This is a genomic window from Phenylobacterium sp. (genome assembly GCF_030697925.1).
GTDB lineage: Bacteria > Pseudomonadota > Alphaproteobacteria > Caulobacterales > Caulobacteraceae > Phenylobacterium.
Genome location: NZ_JAUYOJ010000150.1, coordinates 17,409 through 35,721 on the forward strand (window position 1 = coordinate 17,409; position 18,313 = coordinate 35,721).

The following is an 18,313-nucleotide window of genomic DNA, read 5'->3' on the forward strand; positions in this document are numbered from 1 at the left end:
GCTTCGTCCGGCGCGCGGTCTGGTTCAGGATGACCTCATGAACCCAGGCCGCGCCCCCTATTCCTCCCCCAATCCCCGCCTCCGTGAGAACGTGGGCCCTGGGCGGGGCGGTTCGCCGCTCCGCTCTCTTTTTGCGCGGGCGTCTCGATGATCCGTTCCCTGTTCCTGGCCACCCTGCTGATCGCTGCTCCCGCCGCGGCCGCCGAGCGTGTTTCGATGATCCCTGCGCCGGCTAGCGAGGCGCCGGCCGGGGGTTCCTTCCACCTGACCTCGCGGACCGTGATCTCCGTCGAGGCGGGCGATGCGCGCGCCCGGGCCTCCGCTCAGTTCCTGGCCGACCTGCTCCAGCGGACCCGGGGGCTGAAACTGGCCGTCGGAACGGCGAAAGCGGGCGAGCCTGCCATCCGCCTGGCCGGGGGCGAGGGGACCGGCGAGGGCTACAAGGTGACGGTGTCGCCGGACGGGATCGCCGTCACGGGCTCCGGCGAGGCCGGCCTGTTCTATGGCGCCGTCACCGTCTGGCAGCTCGCCACCCAGGTTCCCGGCAAGGGTGCGGTCGAGATTCCGGCCGTGACCTTAGACGATGCGCCCCGCTTCGCCTGGCGCGGGCTGATGCTGGACTCCGCGCGCCATTTCCAGAGCATCGAGTTCATCAAGGGCCTCATCGACCAGATGGCCCTGCTCAAGCTGAACACGCTGCAATGGCACCTGACCGACGACCAGGCCTGGCGGCTGGAGATCCGGAAGTATCCAAGGCTGACGGAGGTTGGCGCCTGGCGGGTTCCGGCCGGACCGGCGGCGGCTGCCGATATCGATCCGAAGACCGGCAAGCCGCGCGTCATCGGCGGCTTCTACACCCAAGCCCAGGTCCGCGAACTGGTGGCCTACGCCGCCGCTCGCCAGGTGACCATCGTGCCGGAGATCGAGATGCCGGGGCACGCCCTGGCGCCGATCCTGGCCTATCCACAGCTGGGGTCCGCGCCGGTTCCGACCGACAACATTTCCGGCGACTGGGGGGTCTTCCCCTATCTCTACAATGTGGAGGAGCCGACCTTCGCATTCCTGGAGGACGTGCTGGCCGAGGTGACGGAGCTGTTTCCCAGCCGCTACATCCATGTGGGCGGCGACGAGGCGGTGAAGGACCAGTGGCGGTCCAGCGCCGCGGTCCAGGCCCGGATGAAGGCCCTGCACATCGGCAGCGAGGCCCAGCTCCAGGGCTGGTTCATTTCACGGATCGAACAGGTGCTGAACGCGCGGGGCCGCCGGCTGATCGGCTGGGACGAGATTCTCGAGGGCGGGGTGGCCAAGGGCGCCACCATCACCACCTGGCGCGGCATCGACGGAGCGGTAGTCGCCGCCAAGCTGGGCCACGATGCGGTCCTGTCGCCGGCGCCGACCCTTTATCTCGACAACCGCCAGAGCGCCTCGCCCGATGAGCCGCCGGGCCGCGGATACGTTGTCTCGCTGAAGACGGTCTACGACTTCGACCCCATGCCGGCCGCGCTCGACGATGACGAGCGTCCTCACATCCTGGGCGTCCAGGCCAACCTCTGGACCGAACATGTGCGCACCGAGGAGCGGGCGGCCATGATGCTGTTCCCCCGCGCCGCGGCCCTGGCCGAGATCGCCTGGTCGCCGGCCGCCCGGCGCGACTGGGCCGGGTTCGCCGACCGCCTGCCGGCCCAGTTGGGACGCTATCGAACCCTGGGCCAGACCTTTGACGAGACGCCGCTGAAGGTGCGCGGTCTGGGGGACCCCTCCGGGGACGGCGCCCGGCTGGCGCTGCTGGGCGCCGACGACCTGGGCGAGATCCGCTACACCCTGGACGGCTCGGCGCCGACCGCGGCCTCGCCGGTCTATGCCGCGCCGCTCGACGTCAAGCTGGGGGCGACCGTCCGCGCCCAGGCCTATCGCGCCGGACAGGCCCTGGCGCCGGCCTCGGCGATCGAGGTCGACGCCCGCTCGATCCGTACACGGAGGAGCCAGGAGCTGAAGTCCTGCGCCGAGAACATCCTGCTGAACCTCGAGGACGACGCGCCGATACGCGGCGAGCGCGCCCGGTTCCTCATCGACGTTCTGGCGCCTTGCTGGATCTACGAGGGCGCGAACCTCGCCGGCCTGTCGCGGATCGAGGTCGCCGTGGGCCAGCTGCCGTTCAATTTCCAGATCGGCAAGGACATCGAGAAGATCGCCTTCCGCCCGCCGGCCACGCCGCAGGGCGAGTTGGAGGTGCGGCAGGGGTCCTGCCGAGGGCCGGTGGTCGCGATCCTGCCATTGGCGCCGGCGGCGAAGTCCCAGGGCGTGACGGTCCTCTCCGGCGAGATCAAGGGGGAGGCCGGTCCGCGCGATCTGTGCTTCACCTTCACCCAGAAGGCGGTGGCGCCGATGTGGGCGGTTGACCGCGTCACCCTGGTCGCGGAGGCGCCCCGTGGCCGCTGATCTCGTCCTGCTCTCGCCCATGGCCGGCTGGGCGGCCGTCCTGGACGAGGTCCCCGATCCGGTCTTTGCCGAGCGGATGCTGGGCGACGGCCTCGCTATCGAACCCACCGAGGGCGTTCTATGGGCGCCCTGCGACGCGACGGTGATCTCCGTCCACGCCGCACGCCACGCCGTCACCCTGCGGGCGGCCGGCGGGGTGGAGATCCTGATCCACATCGGGCTGGAGACCGTCGCCCTGGGCGGCGAGGGCTTCGAGGTCCATGTGGCCGACGGCCAGGCCGTCACCGCCGGCCAGCGCCTGATCGGCTTCGATCTCGACCTGCTGGCGCGGCGGGCCAAGAGCCTAACCTCGCCCATGGTGATCACCGACCTGGCCGGCCACACGATGGACCTGCGCCAGGCGGGCCGCCTGGTCGCGGCGGGCGAGCCGGTGATCGAGCTCACGTGGGGCGAGACCGCGGCCCAGGACATCGCGCCCGTCGCCGGACCGACCGTGGAGCGGCGGCTGGTCATTCCGATGATCCATGGCCTGCACGCCCGCCCGGCCGCCCGGGTGGCGGAACTCGCCAAGTCCTTTCCGGCGGAGATCTCGCTGGCCACCGTCGGTCGCCGGGCGAACGCCAAGAGCCCGGTGGGCCTGATGACGCTTGGCCTGCGACACGGCGACGCCGTCTTGCTCTCGGCGACGGGCGAGCAAGCCCAGGCGGCGGTCGCCGCCGTGGCCGCCCTGATCGAGGGCGGCATGGGGGAGGGCGCGCCGATCGCGGTCGCGCCCGAGTCGCCGGAAACATCGGCGTCCGCTCTGGCCAGCCCCGCCCAGCTACGCGGGGTGATGGCCGCCCCGGGCCTGGCGGTGGGCAAGGCGGTGCGGCTGTTCCGCGCCGAGGTTCCGGTGATTGAAGCCGGGGCCGGCGCGGCCCATGAGGAGGCCGCCCTGTCGGCCGCGCTGGCGCAGGTGCGCGCGCGGATCGCGGTGATGGCCGGCGAGGGCGACAAGGCGCGCCGCTCGATCCTCGGCGCCCACGCGGCCTTCCTGGAGGATCCCGAACTGACCGGACAGGCCCGCCGTCGGATCGGCGAGGGCAAGAGCGCCGGCTTCGCCTGGAAGGCGGCGATCGGCGACTATGTGGAGGCCCTTCGCGGCCTGCGCGATCCCCGCATGGCCGAGCGCGTCGACGACCTGGTCGACCTGGAGCGCCGCGTGCTCCAGGTCCTGGCCGGGGAGGAGGACCGCGCCCTGGACCTGCCGTCCGGATCCATCCTGCTGGCCGTGGAGCTGCTGCCATCGCAGCTCATGGCGCTGGACGCCTCGCGCCTGGCCGGGATCTGCACCGCCAAGGGCGGTCCCACCAGCCATGTGGCGATCCTGGCCGCCGCCATGGGCGTGCCCTGCCTGGTGGCTGCCGGGCCGGCCGTGGCCGCGATCCGCGACGGGACCTGCCTGATCCTCGACGCCGAGGCCGGCTCGCTGCAGGTGGCCCCGGCCGCTGCGGCGCTCGAGGCCGCCCAGACCGCGCTCGCCGCCCGCCACCAGCGCCGCGCGGCGGCCCGCGCCATGGCGCGAGAGGACTGCCGGATGGCCGATGGCACACGGATCGATGTGTTCGCCAACCTGGGCTCGCTCGGCGACGCCCAGGGCGCGCTCGCCGCCGGTGCGGAGGGCTGCGGCCTGCTGCGTACGGAGTTCCTGTTCCTCGAGCGGGAGACCGCCCCCGACGAGGACGAACAGGCCGCCCAGTACCGGGCCATCGCCGAGGCCCTGGAAGGCCGCCCGCTGATCGTGCGCCTGCTGGACGTGGGCGGCGACAAGTCGGCCGCCTACCTGCCCATCGCCGCCGAGGAGAACCCTGCGCTCGGCGTGCGTGGGGTGCGCGTCCTGCTGCGCCGGCCGCAGCTGTTGCGGACACAGCTCCGCGCCATCCTGCGCGGCGCGCCCGGCGCTAAGATCATGGCGCCCATGGTGGCGAGCCTAGCCGAGCTGAAGGCGGTTCGCGCCGCCCTGGACGAGGCCCGGCGCGATGTCGCCTTCGAGGGCCGGGTCGACCTGGGCGTGATGATCGAGACCCCGGCGGCGGCGATGATCGCCGACCAGCTGGCGAGCGAGGCCGACTTCCTCTCGGTGGGGACTAACGATCTCACCCAATACACATTGGCCATGGACCGGGGGAATCCCGAGCTGGCCGCCGAGGTCGACGCCCTGCATCCGGCCGTCCTGCGCTTGATCGCGGCGGCGGCGAACGGCGGGCGCAAGCACGCCCTGTGGACTGGGGTCTGCGGCGGCCTGGCCGGGGATGTGGCCGCCGCGCCGATCCTGATCGGCCTGGGGGTCACGGAACTTTCAATGCCCGGCGCCGCCATAGCCGAGGTCAAGTCGATGATCCGCACCCTGTCGCCCGGCGCCTGCCGCAAGCTCGCCGCCGAGGCGCTCGCCCAGGACTCGCCCCAGGCGGTGCGGGCGCTTTCCAACACCTTCCTCACCGGAGGCGCCTGAGATGGCCTCGCCCCTCGAAAGCCTGCAGTCCCTGGGCCGCGCCCTGATGCTGCCCATCGCCGTCCTGCCGGTGGCGGGTCTTCTGCTGCGGCTCGGTCAGCCGGACTTGCTGAACATCGCCTTCGTGGCCGCCGCCGGTCAGGCGATCTTCGCCAATCTCGGCCTGCTGTTCGCCGCCGGCGTCGCGGTGGGCCTAGCCCGCGACAACAACGGGGCGGCGGGCCTGGCGGGAGTGGTCTGCTTCCTCATCGCGGTCGAGGGCGCACAGACCCTGCTGCATGTCCCGCCCGAGGCTCTCAAGGGCATGATCGGGGACGCCGTCGCCCTGGCCACGGCGGGCTTCAAGGAGAAGGCTGTCGCCAAGCTCAGCGTGCCGATCGGCATCCTCTCCGGGGTGATTGGCGGGCAGTTCTACAACCGGTTCTCCAACATCAAGCTGCCGGAATACCTGGCCTTCTTCGGCGGCCGGCGATTCGTGCCGATCGTGGCGGGCTTCGCTGGGCTCGGCCTCGCCGCCCTGGTGGGGTTCAGCTATGAGGCGGTGAATTCTGGGGTCGACGCCGCCAGCCGCGCCATCATCGGCTCAGGCGAGCTCGGCATGTTCGTCTACGGGGTGCTGAACCGGGCCCTGATCGTCACGGGCCTGCACCACATCCTCAACAACATCGCCTGGTTCATCGTCGGCGATTATGGCGGCGCCACGGGCGATCTGAACCGGTTCTTCGCCGGCGACCCGAGCGCCGGGGTGTTCATGGCCGGCTTCTTCCCGGTGATGATGTTCGGCCTGCCGGCGGCCTGCCTGGCCATGTACCACGCCGCCCCGCAGGCGAGACGCAAGGCGGTGGGCGGGATGCTGGCCTCCATGGCGCTGACCACCTTCCTCACCGGGGTGACCGAGCCGATCGAGTTCACCTTCATGTTCCTGGCGCCGGCGCTCTATGCCCTGCACGCCCTGCTCACCGGGCTGTCGTTCATCGTCATGGGGTTGCTAGACGTGAAGCTCGGCTTCGGCTTCTCGGCGGGCTTTTTCGACTACTTCCTGAACTACGGCAAAGCCACCAGACCGCTGCTGCTGATCCCCGTCGGCCTGGCCTATTTCGCCCTCTATTACGGCCTCTTCCGCTGGGCGATCGTGCGCTTCGATCTGAAGACCCCCGGCCGCGAGGCCGAGGGCGAGGCGGTCGCCGCACCCATGGCCGGGGCCGGTGGAGGCCGGGGCGCCGACTTCGTGGCCGCGCTGGGCGGACCCGCGAACCTGGTCGGCGTCGACGCCTGCACCACGCGCCTGCGGCTGATCCTGGCCGATCCCAAGGCGGTGGACGAGGCGGCCCTGAAACGGCTCGGCTCCCGCGGCATGGTGCGGCCGTCCGAAAAGGCCCTGCAGGTGGTGCTGGGGCCCGCGGCCGACCAGGTCGCCGGCGAGATCCGCGCAGCTGTGGCGCGGGGCCTCGCGACGCCGCCGGCCGAGGCCGCGGACCCCGGTCCGTGGCTGAAGGCCCTGGGCGGGCGGGGCAACGTGCTCACGGCCGGGGCGGCGTCCAACCGGCTGTGGCTCGACCTGGCCGCCAAGGACCTGATCGACCGGGCGGCCCTCACCGCGCTGGGCGCCCGCGCCATCGTCGATCCCACGGCGGGAAGCCTGCAGCTCTTGCTGGCCTCCGACGCCGCCGCGCTGGCGGAGGGGATCCGGGGCGGATAGCTCGACTCCCGGCCTTCTTGCGCCTGCCCCGAGATTCAACCTCAAGGGGAAGGGCGCTTCCCTCGTAGTTAATAATGATTAACGTGGCTGCACGCGGTGGCAGAATTTAGCCACCAGGGGTTCTCATTTTTCAACATTTGGGGGTTCTGATGCAGCTTAGAGTCATGCTTGCCGCTACGACCATGCTGGCGGTCTTCGCGACGGCGGCGCCCGCGGCGGCGACCGTGGTCGAAAACACCGAACTGGGCTCGATCTCCGCCGGTTCGACCACCACCGACTCGACCGGGACCCGGTCGACCAATCCTGCTGCCGTCGGCTTCGGCGACGAGGCCTTCGCGTTCAACGAATGGCAGCAGCGCAACGTCCGCGGCAACGGCGTGGTCGGGATCACCACCGACTATGCCGACGCCAACGGCGGCAACGGCTCGATCTATTTCAGCACCGACGGGTCAGGCCCGTCGAAGGCCGACATGGAGTACTACTTCTCCCAGCCCCAGCTGCTGACGGACTTCACCGGCGCCAGCTATGACTGGTTCCGCGACAGCGCCTCGACCATCGGTCCGGCCCCGGCCCCGGCGTTTCGCCTGGCCGTGACCAACGCTCAAGGCGGTTTCGGCTACTTCGTCTTCGAGCCCTACCAGCAGTTGCCGGGGACGGTGCCGACCGACTCCTGGCAGACCACCCTGATCGACACGACCACCTCGCGGTTCTGGGCCACCGGCTCGAACTTCGTGATCCCGCCGCCCGGCGGCGTGGGACCGCACTGCCAGTCCTGCCTGCACAGCCTCTCGGATTGGTCGGCGGCCAACGCCGGCGCCAAGGTGATCGGTTTCTCGACCGGCGTCGGCTCCGGCTGGAGCCCCGGCACGTTCGTCGGCGCGGTCGACAATGTCAGCTTCAGCTTCGGCCAGACCACCTCGACCTTCGACTTCGAGGTCTCGGCGGTTCCCGAGCCGGCGACCTGGGCGATGATGATCTCGGGCTTCGGCCTGGCGGGCGTGGCGCTCCGCCGCCGCCGGACCGTGGCCCTGGCGGCCTGATCGTCACGACACCGAAGGGCTGGGCGGGGGCGACCTAGAAGCCGCGTTCGTCCAGCCAGCCGGTCACCGCGGCCGTGGCCTGCGGGAGCAGGTCCGGCCGCTCCATGTAGTAGTGGTCGGCGTCCTGGATATCGACATAGGTCTTGTCCGCCGAGGCAAGCGCGGCGAACAGCCGCCGCGCGTGGCTGGGCGTGCAGGCGAGGTCGGCGGTGTTGTTGATGGTCAGGGATGGGCAGGTGACGTTCGCCGCGTTCAGCACCCCATTGGCGCGGCTCTCATCATAGCTCCATTGCGACAGCCATGAGCGCAGGGTGGTGAACCGGCCCAGCCCCACCGGCCCGTCATTGGCGATGCGCGGCTCGCCCAGGTAGCAGGTGTGGGGCCGCCGGTCGGAGGGATCCTGGGTCGGGTCGGTCCAGCGCACGTCGCACATGGTGCCGTAGACCACGAAAGGCCGCTCCATGTCGGGATCGCCGCCGGCCTTGAGCTCCGCCAGGGTCTGTTTCGCCCGCGCCGTGATGCGGCGGTTGCGGGCGATCTGGGCCGCGCGGAACCGGGCCACGAAGGCGTCGTCATAGGGCGGCTGGGCCGGGCAGTCGGGGCTGTAGATGTTCAGGCCCGGGTCGCGGTCGAAGGGCCGGTCCTCGTCCAGGATCGACGGATCGAGCCACTCGGTCATGGTCACCGAGCGGCTGATATGGGCGGCCAGCAGCAGCAGGCCGTTGGCCGGCTGGAGGTTCGCGCCGACCAGGTCCACCGGGTCGCCGGCCGGGGTGGCGGTGATGGTCGGGCGCTGGGCCTGGTCCTGGTAGAACATCGACAGCGAGCCGCCGCCGGACCAGCCGCCCAGCACCACCTTCTCGTAGCCGAACCGCTTCTTCAAATCGGCCACGCAGGCGCCCAGGTCCAGCACGCACTTCTCGAGGATCAGCGCCGTGTCGTTCCCCCGGTAACGGGTATTGCAATAGATGACGTGGCGGCCGGCGCGGGCCAGCGCGCTCACCAGCGGCAGGAACGAGCCGCCGCCGATCGGGTGGCTGAACAGGATGACGGTCTTGGACTCGCCCGTGTCCGGACGGATGCGCATGCACTCGACGAAGACCTGGCCCTCGGGACCGCCATAGGTCTCCTTCAGCCGGCTCTTCTCGGCATAGGAATAGCCGTAGGGCTCGCGGACGATCGCCATCGGTTCCTCCCGTGCCCGCGCGCCAGTATTGCGGCGAGCTTCATTTTCTGATTTGAAAGTCAGGAATACTGGCAATGGAGTCAAGGCCGATGTCCGTGGCCGTCGCCCAAGCGCCCGCGAGGAAGGGGCCGCAGACCGCGGCGCGAATCCGCGAGGCGGCGCTGGAGCTGTTCTCGCGCCTTGGTTTCGAGCGGGCCACCATGGCCGAGATCGCCGCCGAGGCCGGCGTCTCCCAGGCGACCCTGCACTACCACTTCGCCGACAAGGGCCAGCTCTGGCGCGCGGCCATGCTGCAGCTCCGCGCGGTGATCTCCGAGGAGGAGCGGCTGCTGGAGGCCGCCGCCGACGCGCCTCCGGAGGTCCAGTTGCGCATGGCGATGCGGCTCTTCCTGCGCATCTCCTGGAACCACCCGGCGCTGGGGCGCATCGTGGCGCTGGAAGGCATGGCGGGTGGCGAGCGGCTGGACTGGCTGGACGCCCACCTGATCGGGCCGCGCAACCGCCGGCTGGCCGAACTTGCCCAGGCGGCCATCGATTCCGGGGCGCTGAAGCCGTTCCCGGCGGCGACCATGATCATCACCCTGCAGGCCGCCGGCGCCGGGGTGATCAACCTGGCGCCCATGATGCGCAGGAGCTTCGGCCTGGACCCGTCGGAACCGGCGGCCCGCGAGGCCCACGAACGCCTGATCCTGGACGCCCTGCTGGGCGGCCTGCTCCAACCGCGCACGACATAGCCCGACAGGAAGAAACCCATGGCGCAGCAACCGACCGGCATCCACCACCTGGCTTTCATGGCCGGGGACATCAAGAAGCACATCGCCTTCTTCTCGGAGGTCGTGGGCTGTCCGCTGGTGGCCCTGTTCGACATGCACGGCGTGCCGGGCGGCCTGCACGCCTTCCTGCGGATGAACGACCACTCCTACTTCTCGATCGTGCAGCTGCCGGACGTGGACAAGATCCCCGTCGAATTGGGCAAGACCCACGCCGGCAATGGCGCCCTGCCCAGCGCGCCGGGGACCCTGCAGCACCTGGCCTTCGGGGTGGATACAGACGCCGACCTGATCGCAATGCGTGACCGGATCCGCAGCCACGGGATCAATGTCATCGGCCCAATCGACCACGGCATGTGCCGCTCGATCTATTTCGCCGGGCCCGACCAGATGACCCTGGAGGTCGCCACCTCGCAGGAGGCCATCGACCCGGAGGCCTGGATCGATCCCGCCGTCCTCGCCAAGGCCGGCATCGACGCGGCGGAGGCCGCCCGCTTCCGCGCGCCGGCGGCCTATGCGGGGCCAAGCCCGGTGGCCCAGCCGCCCTATGCCGAGGATAAGCCGCACATGGCCTATCCGAAGGAGGCCTATCTGCGGATGATCGCGGTCCCCGACGAGGTCATCACGGCGTCGGCCTCCTATGTCGACCCGCCGGTAAGGCAGCCGGCCTAGTCGACCTCTTCCAAGGCCTGCAGCCGCCAGCTTCCGTCCTGCATGGCGGGCTTGGGGAAGTAGGCGCGGAAGAACAGGCCGAACGGCCCCGCCGGCGCCGGCAGCCAGTTGCTGTCGCGCCCGGGCCGGCGTGAGCCGATCCAGATGTCCAGCGAACCGTCCTCGTTCATCTCCAGGCCCTCGGTGCGGTCGCCGATGGCGTAACGGCCCAGCGGGTTTTCCGCGAAGAAGAACTGACCCTCCGGCGTCGCCTCATAGATGCTGAGCGACCAGAAGGCTTCGACCGGCGGTAGCTGGCCGGCGGGGAAGTGCAGCCGCCAGTCGCGCAGGCCGTCGAAGACGCCGCGGCCCTTGCCGATGGCTCGGATGTACATGGCCTCGACCGGCGGCAGGGCGGCGAGCCCGGCGACGGCCACCAGCCCGCGATAGGCGTAGTTCTGCCCAAAGTCGCCCAGCTCCGCGCGGGGATAGGACCAGCCATCGATCACCGAGCCGAAGGCGCCGCGGGTGAAGCCGGCCCTGGCGTCGGCGACCCCGGCCTCGATCTCGGCGACCTCGGCGTCGCTGAACCGGTCGGCGGTGAAGCCCGCGCCCAGCCCCAGCGGCGCCATGCGGCTCAGGATCGCCCGGTCGGTCGCGGGCGGCGGATTCAGCTTCATCAGGGCGTCGAGCGACGCGAAATAGTCCCGCCAGGGCGCGGCGCGGCGCGCGAAGGACTGGCCGATTTCGGGGCCGGGCGGCCCTTGGAGCGATATCCCCGACTGGACCGCGCGGGCGGCCTCCAGGTCGTCGGGGCCATCCACCAGGATGCGGGCCAGCGCCCAGACCCATGGTGTGGGGCTGCGGATCGCGTCGCCCGGCTCGGCGGCGTCCCACGGACCGACCAGGCGGAAGGTCCCGCCGTCCGGCCCTGTGGTGCGCGTACCCAGTATGGCGAAGTTGTTGGTGTAGGCGTCCATCAGGGCCAGCGACAGATAGCGGTCGCCGGACCGGGGCAGGGTGATGGTCACCGGGCCCTGGGTCAGGTCGATCTGGGCGCTGGTGTAGAGCGTGTCGTTGTTGGGCGTGGTGACGGCCCGCATCCTGTGGTCGGCCAGGTCGCGCATGTGGCCGAAGGCGTTCTGCGCCCCCCCGAATCCCGCCCGGTTCTGGCGGGTCATGGCCATCTCGATCAGCGGCAGGCCGTAGATCCAGGCTTCCTTCGCCGCCGCGCGCAGCGCGCCCTCAGCCATGTCGCCCATCTTGTTCCCCAATCCGGCCTTTCGGCCCTTGTGCCAAATCCCGGCGAGCCATGCAGGCACAATCTGCCCGAGGGGTCGGGCGTGCGGCCCGGTATATGTCAGCACGCGCTCAAGGACGCCCTTCACGATGATTCGCTGGACCCACCTCGATACGACCACCGTCCCCGACGACGGCGGCGAACTGCGGCTCATGCAGCGCGGCGCCGAATTCTCGATCATGTCCGGCGGTATCGAGCTGATGAACAGCCGTCTGAGCGGCTCCGAAAAGGCCCTGGCGACCCTGGCCTGCGCGCGTCTTGAGGACCGGCCGAAAGCCCACACCCTGATCGGCGGCTTCGGCATGGGGTTCACCCTGCGCGCGGCCCTGGGGAACCTGGGTCCTGACGCGAAGGTCACGGTGGCCGAACTGGTCCCGGCGGTGATCGCCTGGGCGCGCGGACCCATGGCCCACATCTCCGGCGGATGCCTTGAAGACTCTCGCCTGACCCTTCGCGAGGGGGACGTCGGCGCGGTGATCGGGGCGGCCCAGGCGACCTATGACGCCATCCTGCTCGACGTGGACAACGGCCCCGAGGGCCTGAGCCGCAAGGCCAACGACCGCCTCTATGACCAGTCGGGGCTGGCCGCCGCCCGCCGGGCCCTGCGGCCAGGCGGCGTGCTGGCCGTCTGGTCCTCAGCGCCGAACGCGGCCTTCACCCAGCGGCTTCGCAAGGCGGGTTTCGCGGTCGAGGAGGTGCGCGTGCGGGCGACCGGCGGGACCCGCGGCGCGCGCCATGTGATCTGGTTGGCCACGGCGCCGGGGGCCTGAGCCACGACAGGCGTCGCGCTTCGGCCGCACCGCAGGTAGGATGGCCCATGGCATACAGGATATCGGCCCGCCATCCCGGCCGGGCAGTGACATACACGATCGACACGGAAGAGGCGGCTCTCGCCAAGTGGGAGGAGCTGACCGCCGACGGCGTGCCCTTCGAGATGACCGATTCCGACGGGGTCATCGTCGACGACATCGACCTCGAGGACCGCATCGACGCGCGCGGCGAGCCCGAGGGCTAGACGTCGCCCGCCAAGGCACAATCTGCCCCGAACCGAGGGTCGCGACGGCTGTCTTTGCAAATTTCTCCGCATGGGGTCGTGATAGGCCAGCGGGGTCGCAAGGGAACCGCCATCCATGTCTCGCGCCAGTCTGAAGACCGCGCCTACCGCCGACCGCACGGTCGAGCACCTGAACCGGCTGGACGAGCGGCTGCGCTGGCTGTCGACCTGGACGATCCACAACGCCAACCATCTGAGGAACAGCCGCGACGGGCTGAAGGTGGGCGGCCACCAGGCCTCCTGCGCCTCGATGACCACCATCCTGGCGACGCTCTATTTCCATGCTCTGCGCCCGCAGGACCGGGTGGCGGTGAAGCCGCACGCCAGCCCGGTGTTCCATGCCATCCAGTACCTGCTGGGCCGCCAGTCCCGCGACCAGCTGGAGCGGTTCCGCGCCTTCGGCGGCGCCCAGTCCTACCCTTCGCGGACCAAGGACCATGACGACGTCGACTTCTCCACCGGCTCGGTGGGCCTGGGCGTCGCGGTCACCGCCTTCGCCTCGCTGACCCAGGACTATCTGAAGGCCCACGGCTGGCTGGATGCGGCGCGCGAAGGACGGATGGTGGCGACCCTGGGCGACGCCGAGCTGGACGAGGGCAATATCTACGAGTGCCTGATCGAGGCCTATAAGCACGACATCAAGAACGCCTGGTGGATCGTCGACTACAACCGGCAGAGCCTGGACGCGACCACCGCCGATCGGATGTTCGACCGGTTCGACGACATCTTCGCCACCTTCGGCTGGCGGGTGCTGAACCTGAAGCACGGCAAGGCTCAGCTCGCGGCCTTCGCGCGGCCGGGCGGGGAGCATTTGCGGGCCTGGATCGACGCCTGCCCCAACGCCGACTATGCGGCGCTCACTTACCAGGGCGATTGGCGCGTGCGGCTGATGTGCGACATCGGCGAGCGGCCCCATGTGAAGGCCCTGCTGGACAGCTATGACGAGCCTGGGCTGGCGGCCCTGATGACCGGCCTGGGCGGCCATTGCGTCGAGACCCTGCTGGAGGCCTATGCCGACGCCTCGGCCGACGACACGCCCACCCTGTTTATCGCCTACACCATCAAGGGCTTCGGCCTGCCCCTGGCCGGCCACAAGGACAACCACGCCGGTCTGATGACCCCCAGCCAGGTGGAGGCCCTGCGCCAGGCCCTGGCCGTGCCGGAAGGCGAGGAATGGGAGCCCTATGCCGGCGTGCCGACGCAGGAAGCCGAAGCGTTGCGCGCTTTCGTGGAAGCTTCCCCCTTCGCCCAACCCACCGATCGTCGCCCCGTCGCGCCGGTCATCCCCATTCCCGACCGGTCCGAGTTCCCGTCGCCGGACGGCAAGGAGCAATCCACCCAGGCCGCCTTCGGACGAATCCTGCTGGACCTGTCGAAGCTGGACCACCCGATCGCCGGGCGGCTGGTGACCACCTCGCCCGACGTGACGGTCTCCACCAACCTCGGCGGCTTCGTGAACCATCGCGGCCTGTTCCGCCGTCGCGAGACCCGCGACGTGTTCCGCGACGCCAAGATCCCCTCGACCCAGAAATGGATCGGCGGGCGCGCGGGCCAGCACATCGAGCTGGGTATCGCCGAGAACAACCTGTTCCTCAACCTGGCGGCCCTGGGCCTCGCGGGAGCGATCTGGGGCCAGCGGCTGCTGCCCATCGGCACGGTCTATGATCCCTTCATCGCCCGCGGCCTCGATGCGCTCAACTATGCCTGCTACCAGGACGCCCGCTTCATGCTGGTGGCCACGCCCTCCGGCCTGACCCTCGGTCCCGAGGGCGGGGCGCACCAGTCGATCCATTCGCCGGTGATCGGCATCGGCCAGCCCAAGCTCACCTATTTCGAACCGGCCTTCGTCGACGAATTGGCCGAGGTCATGCGCTGGTCGTTCGGGCACATGCAGGCCGACGACGGGGGCTCGGTCTATCTGCGGCTGACCACCCGGTCCTTCCCGCAGGTCGAACGCCAGGACGACACGTGGCGCGACGAAGCGCTGAAGGGCGCCTACTGGCTGCGCAAACCCGGCGCGAACGCCGAAGCCGCCATCGTCTTCTGCGGCGCGGTGGCCCCCGAGGTGCTGGAGGCCGCCGACCAGCTGGCCGAGGATTTCGACGGCATCGGAGTGCTGAACGTGGTCTCGCCGGGCCTGCTTCACCGTGACTGGATGGCCTCTCAGCGTTCGCGCTGGACCGGCGGCGCGCTGCGGACGAGCCACGCCGAGCGTCTGCTCTCGGAGCTCGCCCCGGGCGCCGGCCTGGTCACGGTGATCGACGGCTCGCCTGGCGCGCTCTCCTGGCTGGGCGGGGTGGTGGGCCAGCGGGTCAGTCCGCTCGGTTTGGATGAGTTCGGCCAGGTGGGCGACCTCACCGACCTCTACCGGCGCTACCGCCTGGACGCCCAGGCCATCGTCGAGGCCTGCGCCGGCCTCTTCCTCCGCGACGCATGACCGGCCGGACGCTCATCGTCCTCATGGGGGTGGCCGGCAGCGGCAAGTCCACCATTGGCCGGGCGGCGGCCGCGCGTTTGGGCTTGCCGTTCGTCGAGGCCGACGATTTCCACCCGCAGGCCAATCGCGAGAAGATGGCGGCGGGCCAGCCGCTTACCGACGCGGACCGCAGGCCGTGGATCGAGGCGCTCACGGCCACCCTGGCGCGGTCCGATGGACCAATGATCGTCCTCGCCTGCTCGGCGCTCACCCTTAGCGTGCGCGCTTGGCTGGAGGCGGGGTTCAACGGCGCCGTGCGCTACATCCTGCTGTCCGGCGAGCCCGAGCTGATCGGCGCGCGCCTGGCTGGCCGCCGTGGTCATTTCGCCGGGAAAAGCCTGCTGGCGAGCCAGTTCACGGCCCTGACGCCGCCCGACGACGCCTGGCTGGTGGACGTCGCCCGCCCCGTCGAAACGGTGGTGGACGAGGTCTGCGCGCGGATCGTGGAATTCGCGCCACATTAGAAATTTGAAATGTCAGGCAACCTTGGCGTAACCACTCGGCGCTACTATGTGGGGCTCTGCCCAAGGATTTTTGACGCGGGGAGGCGTCAATTCTGTCTCGGGCTCCGTAGCTAAGACTGAAAAATCCCCGGAGTCCTCCCCGTGTTCCGCAACCTCGTCCTCGCAAGCCTGATGGTCCTGGCCGCCGCCTGCAGCCAGCCCGCTCGCAATGTTCCGCTCACCCAGGTCGCCGCCGCCGCGCCGAGCGCCGCGCAGGTGGTCCAGGACGTGCGCGGCATCGTCGAACCCTGCGAACAGGCCATGAACCGGGCCGGCGGTCACATCGATCAGTTGGCGTCCTCCACCTCGCCCCAGGCCGGCGCCCGCGCCGCGGTGGGCGCCACCAAGGCCGCCTGCCTCACCGCCTTCGGCGCCCTGCAGAAGGCCCACGCCCCCGGCGCCGTCCGCGACGCCTGCCTGAGCGCGGTCTATACGCGCGAGACCCTGGCCGACACCGCCATCCAGATGCTGGACGGCAAGGCCGGCGCGCTCGCTGTCACCACGCTGCGCTACAAGGCCGACGACCAGAGCGCCGCCAGCCAGGCCTGTTCCACGGCCCTGGCCACGCTGGGCGGGCGCGAGTTCGCCATGGTGACGCCGCCGCCGGCGCCCTGACCTATTCGGCCGCGGCCTTGACCCCGGCCGGCCTGCGCGAGCGGTGATAGGGCCGGTCGCCCAGCACTGTGGCGCGGTTCATGATCCGGCGGTGGGGCAGGTAGTCGTTGACCGCGTAGTGCTGGGTCACCCGGTTGTCCCAGAAGGCTACGGCGTTCTCGCTCCAGCGCCATCGGACCAGGAACTCCGGCTTCTGGATGTGCTCGAACAGCATGCCCAGGATCGCGTCACTCTCCTTGCGGCGCAGGCCCTTGATCCGGTCGGTGAAGCCGAAATTGACGAACAGCCCGTCCTCGCCGGTCTCTGGATGGGTGCGGACCACCGGGTGCAGCACCGGCGGGTGCTCGGCGAGCGCCTTGGCGTGCTTGTCCTCGCCGGCCCCCTTGGCGACGATGCCCCGCTGCGGGAAGCCGCGGGCGAAGTCGTGGACCGCGTCGAGGCCGGACAGGAACTCGCGGAACGTGGGCGATAGGGCCTCATAGGCCGTCTTCATGTTCGACCAGATGGTGTCGCCCCCTGAGGGCGGCAGGTGTTTGGCGTAGAGGATCGAGGCCATGGGCGGGGTCTCGATGAAGGTGACGTCGGTGTGCCAGCTGTCGTTGTCCGTCGGGTTGTCCTGATGGTTGTCCAGGATGAACAGCTCCGGCGCCTCGGGCACTCCCGGATAGAGCGGATGGGTGTGCAGGGCCCCGAAGCGGGCAGCGAAATCCCGGTGCTGGACCGGGCTGATGTGCTGGTCTTCGAAGAAGATCACCTGATGCTTCAGCAGGGCGCCGCGGACCTCGGCCAGCTGCTCGTCGTCGAGGCGCTGGGCGAGGTCGCAGCCTTCGATCACGGCGCCGATGGCCGGGGTCAAGGGTTTGATAGCGAACTTGGGCATGGTCTTGGCTCCGAGAGGCTCGCCATCTAAGCCCCTCCCGTCCAGCGGGCCAAGGGTGGGCTTGACCTGCGCGCCGGACCCGCCACCTGTCGGGTTCAACGAGGTCGAGGAAACCCTGGATGGCCCCCAACACCCTGCGCGGCGCCATCGCCGCGGCTGTCGTCATGCTGGCCGCCTGGGCCGCGCCGGCCCTGGCCGAAACGCCCGCTCAGCCGCCTATCCACCAGCTACGGATCTACGAGGTCTTCAAGGGCAAGGAGGCCGCTTTCCACGCCCGGTTCCGCGACCACGCGGCGCGGATCACGGAGCGACATGACTTCAAGATCCTGGCCATGTGGGAAGCCAAGGCCGGGGCTAAGACCGAGTTCGTCCACCTGCTGGAATGGCCCAGCCGCGAGGTGATGGCCGAGCGCTGGGCCGGCTTCATGGCCGACAAGGCGTGGTCGGACATCAAGGCGAAGAGCCGCGAGGAACATGGGCCACTGATGGGCGCGATCCAGGACCGGACCCTGATCCTGACGCCCTATTCCCCGACCCCGACCCCGCGCCTACCCGAACCGACACGGGCTCTCCGTGGCGGTATGGGGGGTTCCTAGCACACGTCGCGGCGAGCCCTCGGTGTCCATCCTCACGTCTAGCTGCGAGCAAAAGCCAGGAGAGGCCCGATATCGTGCGTGTCCGCCGCCCGTAACGCCGCCACATACATGCGGCGGGTTTCCGCCGCCTCGATCAGATTTTCTCTCCCCCACGTAAATCGCCCTTGCCCTAGCTGCACGGCAAGCAGGTCTGCGACTAGCCGGGAATGACGACCATTCCCGTTTGGGAGGGGATGAATCACCGCCAGTCGGCGGTGGAATCGCACGGCGATCTCATCTCGCGAGAAGGTCTGGTTTTCAGCCCAGTAGCGCACGTCATCGAGAAGTTGGCGCAATTCGGGTTCGATAAGCCAGTAGTCCACGCCAATGCGTCGGTTGGCTTCACCGCTGAGGGCGCCGGCCCAGCGCCCGCAGCGCCATGGGCCCCTGCCTGGGCTTCCGTGGCGGCCGAGCATCGTCGTCGACGGGGCCTGTGCCATCGACCACCCTTGGCCACCAGCGGCCAAAGGTCGTTTCCGAGCCGGTCGGGGCCTTGCATCGCCGCAGTGGGCGGCGGGATGTTGCTTGGAACACTTCATCTTTAGGGCTGGATTGGTCCCGCACGTGATGATTG

General features: G+C 69.9%; 16 protein-coding genes. 12 read left to right on the forward strand and 4 right to left on the reverse strand.

Annotated features, from left to right (window positions below; genetic code table 11):
• The first annotated feature begins 147 nt into the window (after positions 1-147).
• From Q8Q88_RS14285 to Q8Q88_RS14300, 4 genes are all read left to right on the forward strand, one after another.
• Positions 148-2,439, forward strand: coding sequence for a family 20 glycosylhydrolase (locus tag Q8Q88_RS14285; protein ID WP_305675854.1), 2,292 nt, complete (start codon positions 148-150; stop codon positions 2,437-2,439).
• 19 nt (positions 2,440-2,458) lie between these two features.
• Positions 2,459-4,930, forward strand: a complete 2,472-nt coding sequence (gene ptsP, locus Q8Q88_RS14290; protein WP_305675874.1) for a phosphoenolpyruvate--protein phosphotransferase — start codon at positions 2,459-2,461, stop codon at positions 4,928-4,930.
• Between the two features lies 1 nt (position 4,931).
• Positions 4,932-6,629: an N-acetylglucosamine-specific PTS transporter subunit IIBC gene (gene nagE / locus Q8Q88_RS14295; RefSeq protein ID WP_305675855.1), complete on the forward strand. Its 1,698-nt coding sequence runs from the start codon at positions 4,932-4,934 to the stop codon at positions 6,627-6,629.
• A 149-nt stretch (positions 6,630-6,778) separates the two neighbouring features.
• Positions 6,779-7,669: a PEPxxWA-CTERM sorting domain-containing protein gene (locus Q8Q88_RS14300; protein WP_305675856.1), complete on the forward strand. Its 891-nt coding sequence runs from the start codon at positions 6,779-6,781 to the stop codon at positions 7,667-7,669.
• A 34-nt stretch (positions 7,670-7,703) separates the two neighbouring features.
• Here Q8Q88_RS14300 and Q8Q88_RS14305 read toward each other — a convergent pair whose 3' ends face one another.
• Entirely contained in the window at positions 7,704-8,855 is a 1,152-nt protein-coding gene (locus Q8Q88_RS14305) for a S9 family peptidase (protein WP_305675857.1), read from the reverse strand.
• 89 nt (positions 8,856-8,944) lie between these two features.
• Here Q8Q88_RS14305 and Q8Q88_RS14310 point away from each other — a divergent pair, with 89 nt between their 5' ends.
• Both Q8Q88_RS14310 and Q8Q88_RS14315 read left to right on the forward strand, forming a co-directional pair.
• Positions 8,945-9,589 (forward strand): TetR/AcrR family transcriptional regulator, encoded by a 645-nt coding sequence (locus Q8Q88_RS14310; RefSeq protein ID WP_305675858.1) that lies wholly within the window; start codon positions 8,945-8,947, stop codon positions 9,587-9,589.
• An 18-nt stretch (positions 9,590-9,607) separates the two neighbouring features.
• Complete coding sequence (locus Q8Q88_RS14315; RefSeq protein ID WP_305675859.1) at positions 9,608-10,297, forward strand: VOC family protein; 690 nt, start codon at positions 9,608-9,610, stop codon at positions 10,295-10,297.
• Here Q8Q88_RS14315 and Q8Q88_RS14320 read toward each other — a convergent pair.
• On the reverse strand, positions 10,294-11,538 hold the full coding sequence (locus Q8Q88_RS14320) for a DUF1254 domain-containing protein (protein WP_305675860.1): 1,245 nt from the start codon (positions 11,536-11,538) through the stop codon (positions 10,294-10,296). The genes Q8Q88_RS14315 and Q8Q88_RS14320 overlap by 4 nt on opposite strands.
• A 127-nt stretch (positions 11,539-11,665) precedes the next feature.
• Here Q8Q88_RS14320 and Q8Q88_RS14325 point away from each other — a divergent pair, with 127 nt between their 5' ends.
• From Q8Q88_RS14325 to Q8Q88_RS14345, 5 genes are all read left to right on the forward strand, one after another.
• Complete coding sequence (locus tag Q8Q88_RS14325; protein WP_305675861.1) at positions 11,666-12,346, forward strand: spermidine synthase; 681 nt, start codon at positions 11,666-11,668, stop codon at positions 12,344-12,346.
• A gap of 47 nt (positions 12,347-12,393) precedes the next feature.
• Positions 12,394-12,591 carry a hypothetical protein gene (locus Q8Q88_RS14330; RefSeq protein WP_305675862.1) on the forward strand — a complete coding sequence of 66 codons (198 nt, stop codon included), beginning with the start codon at positions 12,394-12,396 and terminating at the stop codon, positions 12,589-12,591.
• 115 nt (positions 12,592-12,706) lie between these two features.
• Entirely contained in the window at positions 12,707-15,067 is a 2,361-nt protein-coding gene (locus tag Q8Q88_RS14335) for a transketolase (protein WP_305675863.1), read from the forward strand.
• Positions 15,064-15,570, forward strand: a complete 507-nt coding sequence (locus Q8Q88_RS14340) for a gluconokinase (RefSeq protein ID WP_305675864.1) — start codon at positions 15,064-15,066, stop codon at positions 15,568-15,570. The genes Q8Q88_RS14335 and Q8Q88_RS14340 overlap by 4 nt, the downstream gene beginning before the upstream one ends.
• Before the next feature lie 141 nt (positions 15,571-15,711).
• Entirely contained in the window at positions 15,712-16,224 is a 513-nt protein-coding gene (locus tag Q8Q88_RS14345; RefSeq protein WP_305675865.1) for a hypothetical protein, read from the forward strand.
• Position 16,225: 1 nt separating this feature from the next.
• On the opposite strand, the gene tauD is transcribed toward Q8Q88_RS14345, so the two are convergent.
• On the reverse strand, positions 16,226-17,104 hold the full coding sequence (gene tauD, locus Q8Q88_RS14350) for a taurine dioxygenase (protein ID WP_305675866.1): 879 nt from the start codon (positions 17,102-17,104) through the stop codon (positions 16,226-16,228).
• A 119-nt stretch (positions 17,105-17,223) separates the two neighbouring features.
• Here tauD and Q8Q88_RS14355 point away from each other — a divergent pair, with 119 nt between their 5' ends.
• A complete protein-coding gene (locus Q8Q88_RS14355) occupies positions 17,224-17,700 on the forward strand; it encodes an NIPSNAP family protein (protein ID WP_305675867.1) in 477 nt (158 codons plus the stop codon).
• Positions 17,701-17,738: 38 nt separating this feature from the next.
• Here Q8Q88_RS14355 and Q8Q88_RS14360 read toward each other — a convergent pair whose 3' ends face one another.
• The gene (locus Q8Q88_RS14360) at positions 17,739-18,278 is read right to left on the reverse strand and encodes a mobile mystery protein B (protein ID WP_371129864.1); all 540 of its coding nucleotides are present in this window, start codon (positions 18,276-18,278) and stop codon (positions 17,739-17,741) included.
• Positions 18,279-18,313 lie beyond the last annotated feature (35 nt).

Coding starts and splice junctions, on each gene's coding strand:
- Q8Q88_RS14285 (WP_305675854.1), top strand. CDS start 148: ATGATCCGTTCCCTGTTCCTGGCCACCCTGCTGATCGCTGCTCCCGCC.
- ptsP (WP_305675874.1), top strand. CDS start 2,459: ATGGCCGGCTGGGCGGCCGTCCTGGACGAGGTCCCCGATCCGGTCTTT.
- nagE (WP_305675855.1), top strand. CDS start 4,932: ATGGCCTCGCCCCTCGAAAGCCTGCAGTCCCTGGGCCGCGCCCTGATG.
- Q8Q88_RS14300 (WP_305675856.1), top strand. CDS start 6,779: ATGCAGCTTAGAGTCATGCTTGCCGCTACGACCATGCTGGCGGTCTTC.
- Q8Q88_RS14305 (WP_305675857.1), bottom strand. CDS start 8,855: ATGGCGATCGTCCGCGAGCCCTACGGCTATTCCTATGCCGAGAAGAGC.
- Q8Q88_RS14310 (WP_305675858.1), top strand. CDS start 8,945: ATGTCCGTGGCCGTCGCCCAAGCGCCCGCGAGGAAGGGGCCGCAGACC.
- Q8Q88_RS14315 (WP_305675859.1), top strand. CDS start 9,608: ATGGCGCAGCAACCGACCGGCATCCACCACCTGGCTTTCATGGCCGGG.
- Q8Q88_RS14320 (WP_305675860.1), bottom strand. CDS start 11,538: ATGGGCGACATGGCTGAGGGCGCGCTGCGCGCGGCGGCGAAGGAAGCC.
- Q8Q88_RS14325 (WP_305675861.1), top strand. CDS start 11,666: ATGATTCGCTGGACCCACCTCGATACGACCACCGTCCCCGACGACGGC.
- Q8Q88_RS14330 (WP_305675862.1), top strand. CDS start 12,394: ATGGCATACAGGATATCGGCCCGCCATCCCGGCCGGGCAGTGACATAC.
- Q8Q88_RS14335 (WP_305675863.1), top strand. CDS start 12,707: ATGTCTCGCGCCAGTCTGAAGACCGCGCCTACCGCCGACCGCACGGTC.
- Q8Q88_RS14340 (WP_305675864.1), top strand. CDS start 15,064: ATGACCGGCCGGACGCTCATCGTCCTCATGGGGGTGGCCGGCAGCGGC.
- tauD (WP_305675866.1), bottom strand. CDS start 17,104: ATGCCCAAGTTCGCTATCAAACCCTTGACCCCGGCCATCGGCGCCGTG.
- Q8Q88_RS14355 (WP_305675867.1), top strand. CDS start 17,224: ATGGCCCCCAACACCCTGCGCGGCGCCATCGCCGCGGCTGTCGTCATG.
- Q8Q88_RS14360 (WP_371129864.1), bottom strand. CDS start 18,278: ATGAAGTGTTCCAAGCAACATCCCGCCGCCCACTGCGGCGATGCAAGG.